The organism is Abyssibius alkaniclasticus (assembly GCF_020447305.1).
Taxonomy (GTDB): domain Bacteria; phylum Pseudomonadota; class Alphaproteobacteria; order Rhodobacterales; family Rhodobacteraceae; genus Abyssibius; species Abyssibius alkaniclasticus.
Window position 1 is genome coordinate 2,377,349 of record NZ_CP095732.1, and the last position, 19,319, is coordinate 2,396,667.

General features: G+C 60.1%; 17 protein-coding genes and 1 tRNA gene. 17 read left to right on the plus strand and 1 reads right to left on the minus strand.

What is annotated here, in order from left to right:
• The first annotated feature begins 54 nt into the window (after positions 1 to 54).
• The 3 genes from ypfJ (at position 55) to LGT41_RS11875 (ending at position 2,698) form a co-directional block, all read left to right on the plus strand.
• Positions 55 to 930 carry a KPN_02809 family neutral zinc metallopeptidase gene (gene ypfJ / locus LGT41_RS11865; protein WP_274127093.1) on the plus strand — a complete coding sequence of 292 codons (876 nt, stop codon included), beginning with the start codon at positions 55 to 57 and terminating at the stop codon, positions 928 to 930.
• Positions 930 to 2,576: a tetratricopeptide repeat-containing sulfotransferase family protein gene (locus LGT41_RS11870; RefSeq protein ID WP_274127094.1), complete on the plus strand. Its 1,647-nt coding sequence runs from the start codon at positions 930 to 932 to the stop codon at positions 2,574 to 2,576. The genes ypfJ and LGT41_RS11870 overlap by 1 nt, the downstream gene beginning before the upstream one ends.
• A 36-nt stretch (positions 2,577 to 2,612) precedes the next feature.
• Positions 2,613 to 2,698: transfer RNA gene (locus LGT41_RS11875), tRNA-Leu, on the plus strand.
• Positions 2,699 to 2,718: 20 nt separating this feature from the next.
• On the opposite strand, the gene LGT41_RS11880 is transcribed toward LGT41_RS11875, so the two are convergent.
• A complete protein-coding gene (locus LGT41_RS11880) occupies positions 2,719 to 3,252 on the minus strand; it encodes a pseudouridine synthase (RefSeq protein WP_274127095.1) in 534 nt (177 codons plus the stop codon).
• Positions 3,253 to 3,362: 110 nt separating this feature from the next.
• On the opposite strand from LGT41_RS11880, the gene gabT reads away from it, so the two are divergent.
• From gabT to der, 14 genes are all read left to right on the plus strand, one after another.
• Complete coding sequence (gene gabT, locus LGT41_RS11885) at positions 3,363 to 4,637, plus strand: 4-aminobutyrate--2-oxoglutarate transaminase (RefSeq protein ID WP_274127096.1); 1,275 nt, start codon at positions 3,363 to 3,365, stop codon at positions 4,635 to 4,637.
• Positions 4,638 to 4,714: 77 nt separating this feature from the next.
• Entirely contained in the window at positions 4,715 to 5,614 is a 900-nt protein-coding gene (locus LGT41_RS11890; protein ID WP_274127097.1) for a DMT family transporter, read from the plus strand.
• Between the two features lie 153 nt (positions 5,615 to 5,767).
• Positions 5,768 to 6,100: a preprotein translocase subunit YajC gene (yajC, locus tag LGT41_RS11895; RefSeq protein WP_274127098.1), complete on the plus strand. Its 333-nt coding sequence runs from the start codon at positions 5,768 to 5,770 to the stop codon at positions 6,098 to 6,100.
• A 40-nt stretch (positions 6,101 to 6,140) separates the two neighbouring features.
• Positions 6,141 to 7,808, plus strand: coding sequence for a protein translocase subunit SecD (gene secD / locus LGT41_RS11900; RefSeq protein ID WP_274127099.1), 1,668 nt, complete (start codon positions 6,141 to 6,143; stop codon positions 7,806 to 7,808).
• 10 nt (positions 7,809 to 7,818) lie between these two features.
• Complete coding sequence (gene secF / locus LGT41_RS11905; RefSeq protein WP_274127100.1) at positions 7,819 to 8,796, plus strand: protein translocase subunit SecF; 978 nt, start codon at positions 7,819 to 7,821, stop codon at positions 8,794 to 8,796.
• Entirely contained in the window at positions 8,793 to 9,554 is a 762-nt protein-coding gene (locus tag LGT41_RS11910) for a sulfite exporter TauE/SafE family protein (protein WP_274127101.1), read from the plus strand. The genes secF and LGT41_RS11910 overlap by 4 nt, the downstream gene beginning before the upstream one ends.
• Complete coding sequence (locus LGT41_RS11915) at positions 9,554 to 9,937, plus strand: Mth938-like domain-containing protein (RefSeq protein WP_274127102.1); 384 nt, start codon at positions 9,554 to 9,556, stop codon at positions 9,935 to 9,937. The genes LGT41_RS11910 and LGT41_RS11915 overlap by 1 nt, the downstream gene beginning before the upstream one ends.
• Positions 9,938 to 10,014: 77 nt before the next feature.
• A complete protein-coding gene (locus LGT41_RS11920) occupies positions 10,015 to 10,623 on the plus strand; it encodes a superoxide dismutase (RefSeq protein ID WP_274127103.1) in 609 nt (202 codons plus the stop codon).
• Between the two features lie 62 nt (positions 10,624 to 10,685).
• Complete coding sequence (rarD, locus tag LGT41_RS11925; RefSeq protein ID WP_337993012.1) at positions 10,686 to 11,621, plus strand: EamA family transporter RarD; 936 nt, start codon at positions 10,686 to 10,688, stop codon at positions 11,619 to 11,621.
• Between the two features lie 111 nt (positions 11,622 to 11,732).
• Entirely contained in the window at positions 11,733 to 13,322 is a 1,590-nt protein-coding gene (locus LGT41_RS11930; RefSeq protein ID WP_274127104.1) for a LysM peptidoglycan-binding domain-containing protein, read from the plus strand.
• A gap of 66 nt (positions 13,323 to 13,388) precedes the next feature.
• Positions 13,389 to 15,221, plus strand: coding sequence for an ABCB family ABC transporter ATP-binding protein/permease (locus LGT41_RS11935; protein ID WP_274127105.1), 1,833 nt, complete (start codon positions 13,389 to 13,391; stop codon positions 15,219 to 15,221).
• A gap of 147 nt (positions 15,222 to 15,368) precedes the next feature.
• Complete coding sequence (locus LGT41_RS11940; protein WP_274127106.1) at positions 15,369 to 16,022, plus strand: DUF2659 family protein; 654 nt, start codon at positions 15,369 to 15,371, stop codon at positions 16,020 to 16,022.
• 69 nt (positions 16,023 to 16,091) lie between these two features.
• Complete coding sequence (locus LGT41_RS11945; protein ID WP_274127107.1) at positions 16,092 to 17,393, plus strand: outer membrane protein assembly factor BamB family protein; 1,302 nt, start codon at positions 16,092 to 16,094, stop codon at positions 17,391 to 17,393.
• Positions 17,394 to 17,438: 45 nt separating this feature from the next.
• Positions 17,439 to 18,857: a ribosome biogenesis GTPase Der gene (der, locus tag LGT41_RS11950; protein ID WP_274127108.1), complete on the plus strand. Its 1,419-nt coding sequence runs from the start codon at positions 17,439 to 17,441 to the stop codon at positions 18,855 to 18,857.
• Positions 18,858 to 19,319: the final 462 nt, after the last annotated feature.

The following is a 19,319-nucleotide window of genomic DNA, read 5'->3' on the forward strand; positions in this document are numbered from 1 at the left end:
CGATTGCAAAGCAGGTCAGCGAAGGGTTATCTAGACCCAAGCGGAGGACAGGCGATGAAATGGCAGGGGCGGCGCGCATCGCGCAACATTCAAGACCGGCGCGCCAACCCCGGCGGCGGGCGGCGTGTGGGCAGCCGTGGTGCCGCGCAACGCATTGGCAGTGTCGGGCTGATTGCGGTTCTGATAATCGGCTATTTTCTGGGGGTCGATGTTTCGCCGCTGCTGGATGGCGGCGCGTTGGATGACAGCAGCACGCAAAGGAGCGCGCCACTTTCTGCCGAAGAACGCGAGGCGGGCCAGTTTGTGGCCGTCGTTCTGGCTGATACCGAAGAGATATGGACGCAGGTCTTTCGCGAACAGGTGGGCGAGGTCTACCGCCCGCCGCAGCTTGTGCTGTTTTCCGGCGCAACCCGCAGCGCCTGTGGCGGTGCCGACGGGGCCAGCGGCCCGTTTTACTGCCCGCCCGACCGGATGGCCTATCTCGACACGGCATTCTTTGATGTTCTGCGCCGCCGTCTTGGTGCGGGTGGTGACTTTGCCGCCGCCTATGTGGTGGCGCATGAGGTTGCCCATCATGTGCAGAACGAGCTTGGCATACTCCCCCGCGCCAACCAGATGCGCAGCCAGGCGAGCGAGGCGGCTTCCAACCGCATTTCGGTGCAGATCGAGTTGCAGGCCGATTGTTATTCCGGTATCTGGGCGCATTATGCCGATGCCCGGCTTGGTGTGGTCGAGCCCGGCGATCTGGCCGAGGCGCTGAATGCCGCGCGCCAGATCGGCGATGACACGTTGCAGCGCAATGCCGGGCGTCGGCCCATGCCGCATACTTTCACCCACGGCACGTCGGAGCAGCGCGAAAGCTGGTTTCAACGTGGCTATGACAGCGGCCAGATCGGCCAATGTGACACTTTCAACACGTCGAGGCTTTGATGAACCTGAAACCGCCCAAACAACCGGCATCGGTGCCTGCCGATATCTTGCAGCTGGAAAAGATGATGAAAGCCGGCGCCTTCGCGCAAGCCGAAGCCCCGGCGCGCAAGGCGGCCAAGAAATATCCGCGCGTGCCGATTGTGCAGATGATGCTGGGCATTTCGCTGGCGGAACAGGAAAAGTCGGAAGAGGCGCTCAAACAGTTTCACAAGGTGGCGCGGCTTCAGCCGGACAATGCCGATGTCTGGCGCAATATCGGAATGCTGGAACAGCGGGCGCGCAACTTTGAAAGCGCCGAAAAAGCCCTGCTCAAGGCGATTGCCATCAACCCGAAATTCGGGCAGGCCTATACCACAATCGGCGCGATTTACGATGGTTTGGGCGAACAGCAAAAAGCACTGGATGCCTATTACAAGGCTGTCGAACTGTTGCCGAAAACTGCCGCCTCTCATAACAACCTGCTGGCGCAGCTTGAAATTACAAATGACAGCGATGCGCTTGAAGCCGCGCTGGAAAATGCGCGCAAGCAGATTCCCGGCAATGCGATTGTCAGCTATTTTGAAGGCATATTGGCGCAGCGAAAGGGTGACTTGCCGACGGCGCGCAAGCAACTGGAGGCCGTGCGGTTTGATCTGCCACCGTTCAGGAACCGCTCGATCGAAGTCAGCCGCTGCGGGCATTTGGGCCGTATCTGCGACAAGCTGGGCGATTATCCGGCTGCGTTCAAATATTTCCAGAAGTGTAAATCCATTCTGGCGCAACGTGCCGCCGAGCTTGGCTATGAAACCGAAGGGTATTTCAAAACAATCAGCCGCACGCTGGGCTATGTCGAGGCGCGGCAGTTTGATGCCTGGAAACCCTATGACCTGCCAGACGATGTTGCCCCCGTATTCCTGATCGGGTTTCCGCGTTCGGGCACGACCTTGCTGGATACGATCTTGCGCAGCCACCCGGATATCGAGGTTGTCGAAGAAGGCCCAGCCGTGCGTGACATGATGCGCGCGCTTGGCGAGGTGAACGAGAACCGCAACGAAGCCTTGATAAACATGACCGCGAAGCAAGCCGAGAAGTTGCGGAATGTTTACCTGACATCCTTGCGCAAAGGCATAAGCGGGCACGGCAAGATCATTATCGACAAACTGCCGCTGAATATTTTGCATGTGCCGGTGATTTGCCGGATCTTCCCGAATGCGCGCTTCATTCTGACCCTGCGCCACCCGGCCGATTCCGTGCTGTCCAACTATATGCAGGCCTTCGATCAGAACCAGGCAATGGCGGTGATGAACAAGCTTTCAACCGCCGCGCAATTCTACGATCTGGCCATGCGGATATGGGAGGCCAGTTTGCCGCTGATTGGCGATAATTTCGTTGAAAGCCGCTATGAGGATCTGGTCGATGACATGCAGACCACGCTGACCCCGGTGCTGAAGCTGCTGGGGCTTGACTGGGATGAAAACATGGAAAATTACCGCCAGACGGCGCTGGAGCGCGGGCGCATTCGCACGCCAAGCTACAATCAGGTGGTGAAGCCGCTCTACAAGGATGCCCAGCAGCGCTGGAAGCATTATGCCAAGCCAATGGCCGGAATTCTGCCGCTGCTGGAGCCTTGGGCGGAACGTTTCGGATATGGCAAGCTAAGCGATTGACGGCGCGCCAAAGCGGGGTTAAATGACCCCTGCGTTGCCCGAGTGGCGGAATGGTAGACGCAGCGGATTCAAAATCCGCCGCCCTTGCGGGTGTGCCGGTTCGAGTCCGGCCTCGGGTACCACAGCTTGAATGGCGGCGGGGTCATACCTGCCGCCATTCGCCGTTTTGGAGCCCGTCGAGTGTCCACGCGCCAATCGCAAAACGGATCAGCCGCAGCGTGGGGTGGCCGATGGCGGCGGTCATGCGGCGCACCTGCCGGTTGCGCCCCTCGGTGATGATGATTTCCAGCCAGCTATCGGGGATGGACGGGCGCACGCGTATGGGTGGAGTGCGTGGCCATAGCCATGTGGGTGGCGGCACGGCGCGCACGCGGGCGGGCAGGGTGGGGCCGTCTTTCAACACAATGCCTGCTGCAAGCTTTGCAATGGCTTCGGCGCTTGGAACGCCCTCGACCTGCGCGAAATAGGTTTTGGGCTGTTTGAATTTCGGGCTGGCGATGCGGTTTTGCAGCTTGCCATCATCGGTGAGCAGCAACAGCCCCTCGCTATCGCGATCCAATCGGCCTGCGGCATAAACGCCGGGCAGGGTGATGTAGTTGGCCAGGGTGGCGCGCGCGCCGCCATCGGTGAATTGCGACAGCACGTTGAAGGGCTTGTTGAACAGAATCGTTGTCATGCCGCCTGCTTAGCGCGTGCTGGGCGCACCGCATAGCCCGCAGCGTTTGGCATCTTGCACCTGCCAGCCCGCGCAGCTAGCATCGCGCCGTAATTTTCTTCGAGGGCAAAATGACCGATAACGCATCCTTTGTTGCGCGCCGCAACGCCGCAATACCACGTGGGCTTGCAACCGCCGCGCCGATCTTTCTGGACAAGGCCGAGAATGGCGAATTGTGGGATATCGAGGGGCATCGCTATGTCGATTTCGCTTCGGGCATTGCGGTTACGAATACCGGCCATCGCCATCCGCGCGTTATGGCTGCGGCCGCCGCACAGGCTGAAAAGTTTGCGCATGTCTGCTTTCAGGTCACCGGCTATCCCGGCTATGTGGAACTGGCCGAGCGGCTGAACGCGCTGGCCCCCATCAGGAATGCGAAGTCGATCTTCTTTACCACCGGCGCCGAGGCTACTGAAAACGCAGTAAAAATCGCGCGCGCCCATACCAAGCGCCCCGGCGTTGTCACCTTTACCGGCGCGTTTCATGGCCGCACCATGCTGACCGTGACGATGACCGGCAAGGCCGCGCCTTACCGCACACCCGGAATGCCGCCGGCGCCCTATGTCTATCATGTGCCCTTCCCGATCGCGCATCATGGTGTAAGCGAGGAAGATGCGCTCAGGGCGCTGATGCATGTGTTCAAGGCCGATTGCCCGCCACAGGATGTGGCCGCGATTGTGATCGAACCGGTGCAGGGCGAGGGCGGGTTTTACCAGACCCCGAAACCCTTCATGAAAAAGCTGCGCGAAATTTGCGACCAGCACGGTATTTGCCTTGTCGCGGACGAGGTGCAAACCGGCTTTGCGCGCACCGGCAAGGTGTTTGCCATCGAGCATTATGACATCGAGCCAGACCTTATTCCCGTCGCCAAGGCGCTTGGCGGTGGTTTCCCGATTTCCGGTGTGATCGGCAAGGCCGAGATCATGGATGCCGCCGAGCCGGGCGGGCTGGGTGGCACCTATGCGGGCAACCCGATTTCCTGTGCTGCCGCGCTGGCCGTGCTGGATGTCATTGCCGAAGAAAAGCTGTGCGAGCGGGCCAACGAGATTGGCGCGCATATGGTCAAGCGCATCAACCGTTTCAAAACGTCCAACAGCTTGCGCCCCATTGGCGATGTGCGCGGCCTGGGGGCGATGGTAGCCTTTGAACTTGTGAAGGAACGCGGCGGCAACGAGCCCGATGCCGATGCCACCAAAGCGGTTACGGCGGCTGCTTTTGATGCGGGGCTGATCCTGCTGTCTTGCGGCTATTACGCCAACACAATCCGCATTCTGGCGCCGATCACCATGCCAATGGAAGTGCTGGATGAGGGTTTGGACAAGCTCGAAGTTGCATTGAAAGCATAACGCACCTTCCTTACCGCTCCAAAGGTGCGCAATGAATGCGCACCCTACGGGGCGGTTTTCTTTTTAACAGGTAGCTCATGAGCGTTTGGATCATCGCGTCGCTTGCGGCGGCGTTTTTGCAGAACCTGCGCTTTGTGCTGCAAAAATCGCTCAAATCGCGGCTCAGCACGCTGGGTGTGACGTTTTCGCGCTTCATTTTCGCGGCACCCTTTGCGGCTGCGCTTGTTGCCGGGCTGGTGTGGTTTGGTGGCTATTCCATGCCGGGGATGACACCCGCCTTCTTCCTTTATGCCAGTATTGGCGGTGTGGCGCAGATTGTTGCAACGGCCCTGCTGGTTGCACTGTTCTCATTGCGCAATTTCGCCGTGGGCATTGCCTATTCCAAAACCGAAACCATTGCCACGGTTGCGCTTTCGGCGGTTATTCTGGGCGAAGGCATGGGGCTGCTGGCCCTGCTTGCCATACTTGTCACGCTGGCGGGCGTTGTGCTGATGTCGGGCCTGCCGCGCATTGGCAATTTGCGGGCTGGCCTGTTTGGGGCACCGGCGCTTATCGGCATTTCCTCTGGCGGGCTGTTTGCGCTTGCCTCTATCGGTTATCGCGGCGCTTCGCTTTCGCTTGAGGGCGGCGGCTATCTGATTCGCGCGGCGCTGACGCTGGCTTTCGTTACCGCGTTTCAAACGCTGATCATGGCGTTGTGGCTGGCCTTGCGCGAGCCGGGGCAAATGCGGGCTGTGCTGGGCGTGTGGCGCATTGCCATTTGGGTGGGCATTGCGGGGATGCTCGGCTCGTTCGGCTGGTTCATTGCCTTCACGCTGCAACACGCGGCCTATGTCAAGGCGGTGGGGCAGGTGGAACTGGTGTTTTCGGTGCTGGCCTCGTGGCTGTTCTTTCGTGAACGCATCACAAGGCTTGAAATGGCCGGCATTACGCTGATTGCCGGCGGCATTGTGCTGCTTGTGCTGGTGCCGGGTTGAAAATTGGGCGCGGCGGGCTTGATGCGGGCAAGCGCGTAATTAGATGCTGACTTGGCTTGCCAATGATGGCGCGCCGCTTTAGGGTCCGCCGCGACGAATTTGGGGCAATTCCCCGTATGGGCGCAGCCGCGCCACCCAGTTAAAGGACGTGAAATGTTTGTAACCCCCGCCTATGCCCAGGCCGCCGGATCGAGCGCCGTTGCCGGATTTGGCAGCCTTATGCCCATTATTCTGATTTTCGGCATCATGTATTTTCTGATGATCCGCCCCCAGCAAAAGAAGATGAAGCAGCACCGTGCAATGGTTGCCGCCCTGCGCGTGGGTGACAAGGTTATCACCCAGGGTGGCATTTACGCCCGCGTGACCAAGGTCAAGGAAGACGATGCCGAGCTTGAGGTGGAGATTGCCACCGGCGTGAAAGTGCGCGTTGTGCGCTCGACCATCGTGCAGGTTCTGGCCAAGCCCGAACCCGCCGTCAAAGGTTAAGCCAATCTGACTGTCGGCGCGCTGCGCCAGAGGATACGTAATGCTGCAATTCTCGCTGTGGAAGAAAACCGTTATTCTGCTGATCTGCGCCTGGGGGTTGCTGGCGGCTGCGCCCAATGTCTATTACTCCATTGCGGAATCTTCCAACGATGCGGTGGCCGAGCTTGAAGCCGGACTGCCCGCAACCCCTGAACGCATAGCCGCGCGCGATGCCTGGCCACAATTCCTGCCCTCGGATGTGGTGAATTTGGGGCTGGATCTGCGCGGCGGGGCGCATTTGCTGGTGGAAGTCGCGGTCGAGGATATTTATGCCGAGCGTCTGGACAGTTTCTGGACAGAGGCTTTGCGCGCCCTGCGCGAGCAGCGCGACGCGCTTGGCAGCATCCGCCGCCAGTATGACAACCCCAACGAGCTGCGCATTCGCATTGAAAATGCAGAACAAATTCCGCTGGCCATTGAAACCGTCTATGCGCTGACCTCGCCCGTGGTTTCGCTGTCGGGTGCCGGCTCGCGTGACTTTGAGGTGACATCGCAGCTTGACGAACTTGTGATCACCCTGTCGGATGCCGAGCGGCTGGCGACCGATGAGCGCACGATGGAGCAATCGCTTGAGATTGTGCGCCGCCGTATCGACGAGGCGGGCACGCGCGAGCCGACCATCCAGCGCCAGGGGTCTAACCGCATTCTCATTCAGGTGCCGGGCATCGGTTCGGCCGAAGAATTGCTGGCGCTGCTGGGCAAGACCGCCAAGCTCACCTTCAATGCGGTGACAGGGCCGATCACCCGCGATGCCAATACAAACCCCGGCGCCGGCAACCTGCTGTTGCCCAGCCAGGATGAAGAGGGCGTGTATTACATCGTTGCGCAAACCCCGGTTGTGGGCGGCGACCAGCTTACAAATGCCCAGGCGGCGTTTGACCAGAACGGCCGCCCGTCGGTCAGCTTCAATTTCAACGTGACCGGCGCGCGGCTGTTCGGACAGTTCACCGCCGAAAACATTGGCCAGCCCTTTGCAATCGTGCTGGATGGCCAGGTCGTTTCAGCCCCGGTCATTCAGGCGCATATTTCGGGCGGGGCTGGGCAGATAACCGGCAATTTCACGCTGGAAGAAACCACGCGCCTGTCCATCTTGCTGCGCGCCGGGGCCTTGCCCGCCGAGTTGAAGGTCATGGAACAACGCACCGTCGGCCCGGAACTGGGTGCCGATTCCGTGCAGGCCGGTAAAATTGCCGCGCTTGTCGGCTTTGCCGGTGTGGCGGTATTCATGGTTCTGTCTTATGGCATGTTCGGCCTGATCGCCAATATCGCCCTGTTCATGAACGTCGCGATGATCTTCGGGCTGCTTTCGGCCATTGGTGGCACGCTTACCTTGCCCGGCATTGCGGGTATCGTGCTGACAATGGGTATGGCGGTAGATGCCAATGTGCTGATATTCGAGCGTGTGCGCGAAGAGCTGCGCGCCGGGCGTAACCCGTATCGCGCAATGGAAGAAGGCTATGCCAAGGCGCTGAGCGCAATCATCGACGGCAACCTGACCACGCTGATCGCGGCAATCGTGCTTTATGCCTTTGGCTCCGGCCCGATCCGTGGTTTTGCCATCACGCTTGGCCTTGGCATTGTCACCTCGGTCTTTACGGCAATCTGGCTGACGCGGCTGATCATCTCAAGCTGGCTCAACTGGCGCCGGCCCAAAACTCTTACCATATAAAGGTGCCAAGATGCGGCTAAAGCTGGTCAAGGACGAAACCCATATCAAGTTTTTCAAATACGCCAAGGTAACGTTCGGGGCGTCTGTTGTGGCGGTGATCGCTTCGATCATCATTTTCCTGTCCAACGGCTTGAATTACGGTATCGACTTTCGCGGCGGCACGATGATGCGCATCGAAAGCCCGGTTGACAGCGGCGTTGGCGCGCTGCGCGATGTGCTGTCACCACTTGGGCTTGGCGATATCAACGTCACCGAAGTGTTTGACCCGTCGACCGCGGTCACGGCCACGTCAAGCCACGAATACATGGTGCGGGTCGAGCAGCAGGGCGATGACGAGGCACAGCAGAACGCGGCGGTGCTGTTGATCAAGCAAACGCTGGATGCGAATTTTGACGGGCTGATCTACCTGCAAACCGATGCGGTCAGCGGCAAGGTTTCGGGCGAGCTTATTCAAAGCGGCATAATCGCCGTGCTGATCTCGGTTGTCGCCGTGCTGTTCTACGTCTGGCTGCGGTTTGAATGGCAGTTTTCCGTGGGTGCCGTAGCCGCACTCGTGCATGACGTGATTCTGACCATCGGGGTGTTTTCGCTGATCGGGTTGGAGTTCAACCTGTCGATCATCGCGGCCTTGCTGACCATTGTCGGCTATTCGCTGAACGATACGGTGGTGGTGTTTGACCGTGTGCGCGAAAACCTGCGCAAGTTCAAGACGATGGACCTGAAAGAGCTGCTCGACCTTGCCATCAACGAAACCCTGTCACGCACGGTCATGACCGCTGTAACCACGCTGCTGGCGCTCTTTGCGCTCTATTTCCTTGGCGGCGATGTGGTGCGCGGTTTCACTTTTGCAATGATCTGGGGCATTGTCGTGGGCACCTATTCCTCGGTCTTCGTGGCCTCGAATATTGTGCTTTGGCTCGATGTAAAACGCGACTGGTCCAAGCCCGACCCGAATGCAGGCACGCAATTTGCCGATATTGATGCATGATTGAAACGCTATACCAGTCCCTGTTCTTTCCGGGGCTGGTCTGGCTGCTTGGTGCGGCATTTGTTGGCGGGCTGGTGCGCGGCTTTACGGGCTTTGGCACGGCAATGGTGTTTATCCCCGTCGCCAGCCTGTTTCTGACACCGGTCTCCGCCATCGCGGCACTTGTCGTCATGGATATTTTTGGCCCGGCGCCGCTGTTGCGGCGCGCGTGGCGGGCTGTCGATCGGGCCGAGCTTGGGCGGCTGGTGCTGGGTGGGCTCATTGGCATTCCGCTTGGCACGCTGGCGCTGACCGCGCTCGACCCTGTCGCCTTTCGATGGGGTGTGTCCGCCACAAGCCTGACCCTGCTTGCCGTGCTGGCCAGCGGCTGGCGCTATGAGGGCCGGCCGACCGCGCGGCTGGTGCTGGCCATTGGCTTTGCTGCTGGCTTTTTGGGTGGGCTTGCCGGCCTGCCGGGGCCGATCGTCATTTTGTTTTACCTTTCGGGGCGGCGCGCGATTGCGGAAATTCGCGGGGTCAGCCTGCTGTTCCTGTTCTCGACCGATGTCGTGCTGATCGCCACATTCTGGCTGCGCGGCCTGATTGGCATCAACGACATTGCGCTTGGCCTGATCTGCGCAATTCCACTGGCCATTGGCGCGGTGCTGGGCCAAACCCTGTTTCGCCCGGAACAGGCGCGGTTGTTTTGCACCGTCGCCTATGGTCTGATTGCCGTGGCGGCCATATCGGGCCTGCCCGTATTTGATGGGGCGCGCTGATGAAGCTGAATACGCAGAATTTTGAAAACGGAATGCAGGTGGAAGGTTACGGCCCCGGCTTTTTCCGTGTCACCGGCCATATACACCACGGCCCGATGATCATCAGCCCGACATCCGCCATGCCCTGGGGCGGGTGGGATGATCTGGACCCGATTGTCGCACTGGCAGGGCAGGTCGATGTGCTGCTGGTGGGCACGGGCGCCGATGTAGCACCCTTTCCGCCCGCATTCCGCGCGCTGCTCACCAAGCACGACCTGTGGGCCGACCCGATGGCCACGCCCGCCGCATTGCGCACCTATAACGTGCTTTTGGCCGAGGCGCGGCGTGTGGCGCTGGCGGTTTTGCCCGTTGGCCAGCCTAATCCGCCCGAATCTGGCGATTGATGGTTGCAAGCGCCTGCCGCAACCCTATCTTGAACGTAAGCCGACCGACGAGTCGCGTTTAACGAAAGGAACATCCGATGGCTTTTTCACTCCCCGATCTGCCCTATGCCCATGACGCGCTTGCCTCCAAAGGCATGAGCGCCGAAACGCTGGAATATCACCACGATCTGCACCACAAGGCCTATGTCGACAACGGCAACAAGCTGATTGCCGGCACCGAATGGGAGGGCAAATCGCTCGAAGACATCATCATTGGCACCTATAACGCCACCTCGGTGGCGCAGAACGGTATTTTCAACAATATCAGCCAGTTGTGGAACCATAACCAGTTTTGGGAAATGATGGGGCCGGGCGCATCCTCGATGCCGGGCGATCTGGAGCGCGAGCTTGTTGCAAGCTTTGGCTCCGTCCAGAAATTCAAGGATGATTTTTCCGCCGCCGGTGCTGGCCAGTTCGGCTCGGGCTGGGCATGGCTTGTGAAAGACAAGGACGGTGGCCTGAAGGTCACAAAGACCGAAAACGGCGTAAACCCGCTATGCTTCGGGCAGACCGCGCTGCTGGGTTGCGATGTGTGGGAACATTCCTACTACATCGATTTTCGCAACAAACGCCCCGCCTATCTGACCAACTTCCTTGACAATCTGGTCAACTGGGAAAATGTGGCCGCGCGCTTGGCCAATGCCTGAAACCCGGCTATAGCATCAAAAGGGCCGCCCGTTCTGGCGGCCCTTTTTTGTGAAAGTTCACTATGCCCCTGATAACGCCAACAACGCGCGCGGTATTCGCGCTGGTCTGCGCCTGTTCGGTTTGGGGTCTGTCCGGGATATATTACAAGACCATCGCGCATGTGCCGCCATTGGAGGTGCTGAGCCACCGCACCCTGTGGAGCGCGGTTTTCTTTGGCACGGTTCTGCTGGTGCAGGGCCGCAGCGCACAGGTGCGCGCCACATTTGCCGACCGCAGAAGCCTTGCGCGGCTGGCCGTGGCCGCCGTGGTGATCGCCATTAACTGGGGCGGCTTTATCCTGTCGATCCAGATGGGTTGGGCGCTTGAAGCCAGCCTTGGCTATTACATTTTTCCGCTAGTGTCGGTTGCCATCGGCTATTTCGTGTTTGGCGAAAGGTTCCGCACAAAACAAGCGCTTGCGATTGGCATTGCCGCTGTGGCCGTGCTGGTGCTGACCCTCGGGCTGGGTGCCGCCCCGTGGATGGCGCTGATGCTGGCCACCACCTTTGGCGCCTATGGGATGATCAAAAAACAGCTCGACCTTGGCCCGGTGATCAGCGTGTTTTTTGAAACCATGCTGCTGGCGCCTCTGGCGATTGTCTGGCTGCTGGGCGCCTATCTGGATGACTGGTCGCTGGTGGGGCGCAGCGCGGGCGTTTTTGGCACCAATTGGCAAGACAGCCTGCTATTGGCCTTTTCGGGCATCATGACCGGCGGGCCGCTTGTGCTGTTTTCCTATGCGGCGCGCAGGCTGACATTGACCAGCGTTGGCCTTGTGCAATATCTCAACCCCACGCTGCAATTTGCCGTTGCGGCGCTGGTTTTTGCCGAGCCTGTCACGCTGTGGCACAGCATCGCCTTTCCGCTGATCTGGGGCGGGCTGGCGCTTTATACCTGGGATAACTGGCGCACCGAGCGCAAGCGCGTGGCCAAATCGCCGACTGTGCCGATCAACTGAAGCGCATGGCCGTTGCGCGAATGGCGGCAATAAAATCGCTATATCTCGTGTTTATTTGGCAGGATCGCTCTGCTATTGAAAGGGGGTAAGGTTCCGAATTCAGGGTAGAAAATGACAGAGCAACAGGCAAAACGGCGCAGCCCGTTGGTTTGGATTATTCTGATCCTTTTGGGTGCGGCTGTTGCTGGCTATGTGTATTGGTCAAAGCAAACACCTGCTGCACAGATCGGGGCTGAAAGCGCGGTGCCCGAAGTTGCCGTGGCAGATGCGGGCAGCCAAGCGGTTGAGATGCCAGCGCCAAACACCGAAAGCACCGCTGAAGCCGCGCCAGAGCAGGAAGCGGTTGCCGAAGAAACCCCGGCAGAAAATACCGGGGTGAGCGGCACGGCATCAGAGGTTGTCGGCGGTGAGACTGTAGCCGCCAATGCGTCCGAAACCGCAGCGCAAGCGCCGGATGAAACTGAACCCGCAGCGGCGCAAACCACGGTTGAGCCTGCCGTTGCTGAAACCGATGCAACAGAAATGGTGGTGGCTGAAACCCCTGCAACGCCTCCAGCCGAAGTGCCAGGGGGTGCCGGGCCCGTGGCGCCAGCCACTGCCACCGTGGAAACAGCACCGGATGAGCCAGCAGCGGAAGTGACACTTCAGGCTGAAGCTGTGGCGACGGCGGTTGCCGGAGAAATCACCGCGCCCGCGCCGGAGGTTGTGGCGCGTATTGACACGACCGCGCCGCGTTTTGGCACGGGCAACGCCCCCGTCGCCCCGCAGGGCGCGGATTCGCCCGAGATTGCTACAAGCAGCGCCCCCGCGCTAAGCACCCTGCCGCAGGCCGAAATTCCGCCAGCCGCAACCGAAAGTAACGATGTCCGGATCAGCGGCTCGGCATCCGATGGCACCGTGCCGCGCTTTGATGTCGTGCGCATCGATGCCAATGGCGGAATCGTTGTCGCGGGGCGCGCGGCCCCCGGTTCCACCGTAACCGTGCGGCTTGGCGGTGTGCCAATCGCCGAAGCGCGCGTGGATGACAATGGCCAGTTTGTCGCCATCATCAATGCCCCCGCCAGCGAAGCCCCGCAAGCCTTGCAGCTTGAATCGGTCTTGCCCGAACAGGCCAGCGTGGCCGGGGCTGAAGAATTCATCGTGCTGCCCGCCCCCGCCAATGCCGCCGATACCACCCCCGCCCTTGTGCGCACCAGCCCTGAAACGGTAGAGCTTGTGCAGCCCTTTGTGGGCGAGGTGGACGCGGTCAGCCTTGATACGATCAGCTATTCGACCGTGGGCGCGGTGGTGCTGAACGGGCGCGCGCAACCCGGCACCGCCATCCGTGCCTATGCCAATGATGCGCTGATCGGCGAAACCGTGGTCGGTGAAACCGGCCAGTGGCGGCTGGATGTGCCGGGGCTGGATGCCGGTGTTTACAGGCTGCGGATTGACGAGATCGACGCAAGCGGCGCTGTGACCAGCCGCGTTGAAAGCCCGTTCCAGCGCGAAACCCCCGAAGCCGCCGCCGCACAGGCGATGGCCGCACAGGCGGGCGGGCAGGTGATTGTGCAGCCCGGCAACACGCTGTGGCTGATGGCCAGTCAGGCCTATGGCGAAGGGCTGCTGTATACGCAGATATTCGCGGCAAATTCCGAGTCCATTCGTGATCCGGACCTGATTTATCCCGGGCAGGTTTTCGCGATTCCGGTGCTGCCCTGAGCCGTTAATCCGGCTGGTCTTTGCTGCGCGCCTGGGCTAGGACTATGGCCCAGCCAAAGGATAGCCATGCAAAAGCCAGCCCCTGTCAAAGCCTATTCGGGCCTGCAAATCATGCGCAAGGTCGTGCCCTATCTTTGGCCAAAAGGTCAGCTATGGGTAAAACGGCGCGTGGTTCTGGCAATGGCGGCCTTGTTGGTTGCCAAGCTGGCCACGGTTGCCACCCCGCTGTTTTTTATGGCTGCGGTCGATGCGCTGGCGCCCGATGGGGCGGCAAGCGAGGGTGGTTTTTTGCTGGCGATCGGCGCGATAGGCCTGGTTGTGGCTTACGGGTTCATGCGGGTGGCCGCTGTCGGGTTCAACCAGCTGCGCGATGCGGTTTTTGCCCGCGTCGGCCAGCGCGCGCTGCGGCGTCTGGCGCTGGAAACCTTTCAGCATATGCACGCGCTTTCGCTGCGCTACCATATTTCGCGCAAAACCGGCGCGCTGAGCCGGATTATCGAACGCGGTGTGAAAGGGGTGGATTTTCTGCTGCGCTTCCTGCTGTTCTCGATGGGGCCACTGGTGCTGGAACTGCTGATGGTGGGTGTCATCCTGCTGGTGGTGTTCAATGTCTGGTATATGCTGGTGGTCGCCGTCACCATTGCGCTTTATGTCTGGTTTACCTTTGCCGTTACCGAATGGCGCGTGGCGATCCGCCGCCGCATGAATGAGCGTGATCAGGATGCCAACCAAAAAGCGATAGATGCGCTTTTGAACTATGAAACGGTCAAGTATTTCAACGCCGAAGCGCGTGAGGCCGGGCGCTATGACAATTCGATGGAAGGCTATGAGAAGGCCGCCGTCTCGACCGGCCTTTCACTTGCTTTTCTGAATTTCGGCCAGTCGTTCCTGATTACCATCGGGCTGAGCGCAGTCATGATCATGGCCGCGCTTGGCGTGCAGAACGGCACGTTGACAGTGGGCGAGTTTGTGGGCGTAAACGCCTATATGGTGCAGCTCGTCATGCCGCTCAACTTTCTGGGCACGGTCTATCGTGAAATCCGGCAGGCGCTGGTCGATATGGGCGAAATGTTCGACCTGCTCGAACAACCCGCCGAGGTGGCCGATGCGCCGAATGCGCCCGATTTGAAGGTGAGCGCCGGCAAGATCGAGTTTGACGATGTCCATTTCGGCTATGATGCCAATCGCGAGGTGCTGCACGGGGTCAGCTTTACCGTCGCGCCGGGCCAAACGCTGGCCGTGGTCGGGCCATCGGGCGCGGGCAAGTCAACCATCGGGCGGTTGCTGTTTCGCTTTTACGATGTCACCAAGGGCGGATTGCTGGTTGACGGGCAGGATGTGCGCAGCATCGCCCAGACCAGCCTGCGCGCCCAGATTGGCGTCGTGCCGCAAGATACGGTGCTGTTCAACGACACGATCGGCTATAACATTGCCTATGGCCGCCACGGTGCCAGCCAGGCCGAGGTGGAAGAGGCCGCCAAGGCTGCGCAGATCCATGACTTTATTGCCAGCCTGCCGCATGGCTATGAAACGCAAGTGGGCGAACGCGGCCTGAAACTTTCCGGTGGTGAAAAGCAGCGCGTGGGCATTGCCCGCACCTTGCTGAAAAACCCGCCGATCTTGCTGCTGGACGAGGCGACATCGGCGCTGGATAGCGATACGGAATCCGACATTCTGGAAAGTCTGCGCGCAATGGGGCAGGGGCGCACGGTCATTACCATCGCGCACCGGCTTTCAACCATTTCCCATGCCGATGAAATTATCGTGCTGGATGGCGGTCAGGTTGCCGAGCGTGGCACCCATGAAACGCTTTTGGCGCTGAACGCACGCTATGCCCGCATGTGGCTGCGCCAGCAGTCCGAAGAAGATGGGGATTTGACCGCCACCGCCGCCCAATAACGGCACGGCGCGAAATGGTCTTTGCATTTGCGTGCCAAAATAGTATGCATCGCACGCTTGGCCGGGCAGGGTGAACCCCGCGGCTCAACAGGGGTAATCCCGCCAGGCAAACAGGCGGGGCAACCCAAAGTTAGGCAGGAGTGCTAGGTGAGCAACACAGATTCATTTATCGACGAAGTCAGCGAAGAGGTTCGGCGCGACCGGCTGTTCAAGGTCTACAAGAAATATGGCTGGATTCTCGTTGTTCTGGTGGTTGCCATTGTCGGCGGTGCGGCCTGGAACGAATATTCCAAAGCCAACCGGATTGCCCAATCCGAAGCTGCGGGCCGCGCCTTGCAGGCGGCGAACGAGGCGGGCGATGCCGCTTTGCTGAACGATCTGGCCAACAGCAATTCCGACACGGCGGTGATTGCACAGCTCCAGCAGGCCGCCATTCTGGCCGGGGCTGATGATGCCGAAGGCGCCAAAGCCATTCTTTCAGGCATTTCCACCAGCAATGACGTGCCCGGCATCTATCGCGATCTTGCCTTGCTGAAATTGCTGATGCTCGACGCCGCCAATATGCCCGATACCGACGTTCTGGCCGCGCTCGACGCGCTTGCCACGCCGGGCGCGCCATTCCGGCTGCTGGCGCTGGAGCAACGCGCGTTGCATTATGTGCGCAAGGGCGAAACCGATGCCGCAATCACCACGCTGGCCGAAATTGTCAATGCCGCCGATGCAAGCGATGCCTTGCGTCAGCGCGCGCAAGAGTTGACAATTGCCTTGGGTGGCAGTCTTGATGCTGCTAACAATGGTTAAAAAGGGGCGGTCGCTTTCGCCCCGGTTATAAACAGGTAATTGAGGGTGCGCCGATCTGGCGTTGCAGGCATGGTCAAAACTAAATCCGGATTTCTAGTAGCTGCATTGATCGCCGTCACCGCCGTTTCAGGCTGCGGCAAGCGCGATGTGATTTTGCCGGGCGAGCGGCTGTCCATCCGCCCCAATGCCGATATTCAGGTGCAGAATGCCAGTGCTGGCGTGGCACTTGGTGCGCCTGTCAGCAATGCCGACTGGGCGCAAGGCGGGGGCAATGCCACCCACCAAATGCCGCATCTGGCGCTTTCCGCCACGCCAAGCCTGCGCTACAGCGTTGATATTGGCCGGGGCGACAGCCGTCGCACACGGCTGACCAGCGCGCCGGTTGTCGCCGGCGGCGTGGTTTACACGATGGATACAGAATCACTTGTGCGGGCCTTTGGCCCCGGCGGTGTTCTGTTGTGGGAAAACAACATCACCCCCATTGCCGACAATCCGGGTGACGGGTTCGGCGGCGGGCTTGCCGTGGCCGGTGAGCGGCTTATTGCCACCACCGGCTTTGGGCAGGTCGTTGCGCTTGGCACCACCAGCGGCGATGTGCTGTGGCGTTATGACCTTGATGCACCTTTGCGCGCCGCCCCCACAATTGCCGATAACCGCATTTATGTGATGACCCGCGCCGAGAAAGCCTATGCGCTCAGCCTGAACGGCGCGCTGGAATGGACCTTGCAGGGCCCGACCGCCGGTGCGCCCTATACGCTGGCCGCCGCCGCCCCGGCCGTGGCGGGCGGCGTTGTGGCGCTGCCCTATTCAACCGGGCAGGTCATTGGCGCGGCAACCAATGGGCAGGGCCGTTGGGCGACCACAGTGAATGCGGGCGCGCCCTCGGAATCGCGCAGCGTGCTGGGCGATTTCACCGGCGGGCCGGTCATTGCCAATGGCCGCATTTTCATCTCCAACCAGAATGGCGAAACCGCAGCGCTTAGCCTGCAAGGCGGTGGCAAGCTGTGGAGCCAGCCGATTGGCGCCATGTCCTCGCCCGCCGTGCTGGGTGGTGCGCTGTTCATGGTCACCGATGATGCCCGTCTGGTGCGGCTGAATGCCAGCAATGGCGCAGCCCTTTGGGCGGTGCAGCTTCCGAAATGGAACAACCCCGACCGCCGGCGTGGCTTTATTGCCCATTTCGGCCCGGTCATTGCGGGTGGTGTGCTGTGGGTTGCCGGGGCCGATGGCCAGCTGCGCGGGTTCGACCCGCAATCGGGCGCACAGGTGCATAGCGTTGCTATTCCCGGCGGTGCGGCCACCGCGCCTGTTGTGGCACAGGGCGTTTTGTATGTTCTTGGGCGCAATGGCACGTTGAACGCTTTCCAATAGGTTCAAAACCCGCTATCAGCGCGCCTTGGCAAGCAAAGGCAAATCATGGCGCATTTCAAACTGGCACTGGTTGGTCGCCCCAATGTGGGTAAATCAACGCTGTTCAACCGGCTGGTTGGCCGCCGGCTTGCGCTGGTCGATGACCAGCCCGGCGTTACACGCGACCTGCGCGAAGGCGCGGGCCGTATCGGCCCCTTGCGCTTTACGGTGATCGACACGGCTGGCCTTGAAGCCGCGACCGATGACAGTTTGCAGGGCCGGATGCGCAAGCTGACCGAGCGCGCCGTGGACATGGCCGATATCTGCCTGTTCATGATCGATGCGCGCGCTGGCGTGACCCCGTTCGATGTAGAGCTTGCCGAAATTCTGCGCAAACGCGCCAGGAATGTGATTGTGGCCGCCAACAAGGCCGAGGGCAAGGCGGGCGAGGTCGGGTTTTACGATGCGTTCAGCCTTGGGCTTGGCACGCCCGTGCAGCTTTCCGGCGAACATGGCGAGGGGATGGAGGATTTGCTGCGCCTGCTTGAGCCGATTGCCGCCGAACTGGCCGAAACCGCCGCAGAAAAAGATGAGTTGCCCGCCATAGACAATACGGTCGATGAAGAGGGCAATGCCGAAGACATCCCCGACGATCGCCCCATCCAGATTGCCGTTATGGGCCGGCCGAATGCAGGCAAATCAACCCTCATCAACAAGATTCTGGGCGAAGACCGGCTGCTGACCGGGCCAGAGGCGGGGATTACCCGCGATTCCATCGCCGTGACAACCCATTGGGCGGGCCGCGATTTCCGGATTTTTGACACGGCCGGAATGCGCAAGCGTGCCAAGGTGCAGGACAGGCTTGAAAAGCTTTCTGTGTCCGACGGTGTGCGCGCCGTGAAATTTGCCGAAGTGGTGATTGTGCTGCTCGATGTGCAGATCCCGTTTGAACAGCAAGACCTGCGACTGGCCGATCTGGCCGAGCGTGAGGGGCGCGCGGTGATCATCGCCGTGAACAAATGGGATCTGGAGGCTGAAAAGTCGGGCAAGATGATGGAGCTGCGCGAAACATTTGCGCGGCTTTTGCCGCAGCTGCGCGGCGCCCCGCTGGTGACGATTTCTGCGGCAACGGGGCAGGGGCTTGATCGGCTTCATGCCGCCATTCTGAAGGCCCATGCCACCTGGAACACCCGTATTTCCACAGCAAGGCTAAACCGCTGGCTGATGGCCGCAACCGAGGCGCATCCGCCGCCCGCGCCCTCGGGCCGCCGTATCAAGCTGCGCTATATGACCCAGGCCAAAACCCGCCCCCCCACCTTTGTGGTTTTTGCCTCGGTCCCCGAAAAGCTGCCGGAGTCTTACGAACGCTATCTGGTCAACGGGTTGCGCGAGCATTTCGACATGCCCGGCACGCCCATCCGGCTATACTTCCGCTCGGGCGACAACCCCTATGAGCATAAGGCCAAGCAGCGCAAAATTTATTAACCTTTGCCCCAAAGCTGCCCAATTGCTGCAGTAGCCTTAGCGCAAAGCAGTATGAATTTGCCTTTGGGCTAAACTTTGACTTGCACAGCCGGCGGGGCGTAGTAGGTTTTTGTTAATTTATAGAGACAGGAAACGCGGATGGCCCAACTTCCAGAATATTCAAACGATGAAATTGTAAATCAAATTACCTACATCGCCAAAGAACTCACCCCAAACGATAATCCTGTTCACTTTGTGCCGCTTGCTGGCAATGTGATTACCTATGATTTTAATGGCTTCAACAATGTGTTGGAATTAAGTGATTTCAATGGAATTACATCGCTCTATCAAGACTTTGCACTTAAAGCGATGGGTATGATTTCGGACGCAACGGGGCTCGTCTTTAATGCGGTCGGCGGCAATGGCACCGCAATGATTTCATTTTCCGATGCTTATGAAGGCGCATTTTCACGCACTCAATAT

Excerpts from the sequence above, each read along its gene's own strand:
- ypfJ (WP_274127093.1), top strand. The coding sequence starts at position 55 with ATGAAATGGCAGGGGCGGCGCGCATCGCGCAACATTCAAGACCGGCGC.
- LGT41_RS11870 (WP_274127094.1), top strand. The coding sequence starts at position 930 with ATGAACCTGAAACCGCCCAAACAACCGGCATCGGTGCCTGCCGATATC.
- LGT41_RS11880 (WP_274127095.1), bottom strand. The coding sequence starts at position 3,252 with ATGACAACGATTCTGTTCAACAAGCCCTTCAACGTGCTGTCGCAATTC.
- gabT (WP_274127096.1), top strand. The coding sequence starts at position 3,363 with ATGACCGATAACGCATCCTTTGTTGCGCGCCGCAACGCCGCAATACCA.
- LGT41_RS11890 (WP_274127097.1), top strand. The coding sequence starts at position 4,715 with ATGAGCGTTTGGATCATCGCGTCGCTTGCGGCGGCGTTTTTGCAGAAC.
- yajC (WP_274127098.1), top strand. The coding sequence starts at position 5,768 with ATGTTTGTAACCCCCGCCTATGCCCAGGCCGCCGGATCGAGCGCCGTT.
- secD (WP_274127099.1), top strand. The coding sequence starts at position 6,141 with ATGCTGCAATTCTCGCTGTGGAAGAAAACCGTTATTCTGCTGATCTGC.
- secF (WP_274127100.1), top strand. The coding sequence starts at position 7,819 with ATGCGGCTAAAGCTGGTCAAGGACGAAACCCATATCAAGTTTTTCAAA.
- LGT41_RS11910 (WP_274127101.1), top strand. The coding sequence starts at position 8,793 with ATGATTGAAACGCTATACCAGTCCCTGTTCTTTCCGGGGCTGGTCTGG.
- LGT41_RS11915 (WP_274127102.1), top strand. The coding sequence starts at position 9,554 with ATGAAGCTGAATACGCAGAATTTTGAAAACGGAATGCAGGTGGAAGGT.
- LGT41_RS11920 (WP_274127103.1), top strand. The coding sequence starts at position 10,015 with ATGGCTTTTTCACTCCCCGATCTGCCCTATGCCCATGACGCGCTTGCC.
- rarD (WP_337993012.1), top strand. The coding sequence starts at position 10,686 with ATGCCCCTGATAACGCCAACAACGCGCGCGGTATTCGCGCTGGTCTGC.
- LGT41_RS11930 (WP_274127104.1), top strand. The coding sequence starts at position 11,733 with ATGACAGAGCAACAGGCAAAACGGCGCAGCCCGTTGGTTTGGATTATT.
- LGT41_RS11935 (WP_274127105.1), top strand. The coding sequence starts at position 13,389 with ATGCAAAAGCCAGCCCCTGTCAAAGCCTATTCGGGCCTGCAAATCATG.
- LGT41_RS11945 (WP_274127107.1), top strand. The coding sequence starts at position 16,092 with ATGGTCAAAACTAAATCCGGATTTCTAGTAGCTGCATTGATCGCCGTC.
- der (WP_274127108.1), top strand. The coding sequence starts at position 17,439 with ATGGCGCATTTCAAACTGGCACTGGTTGGTCGCCCCAATGTGGGTAAA.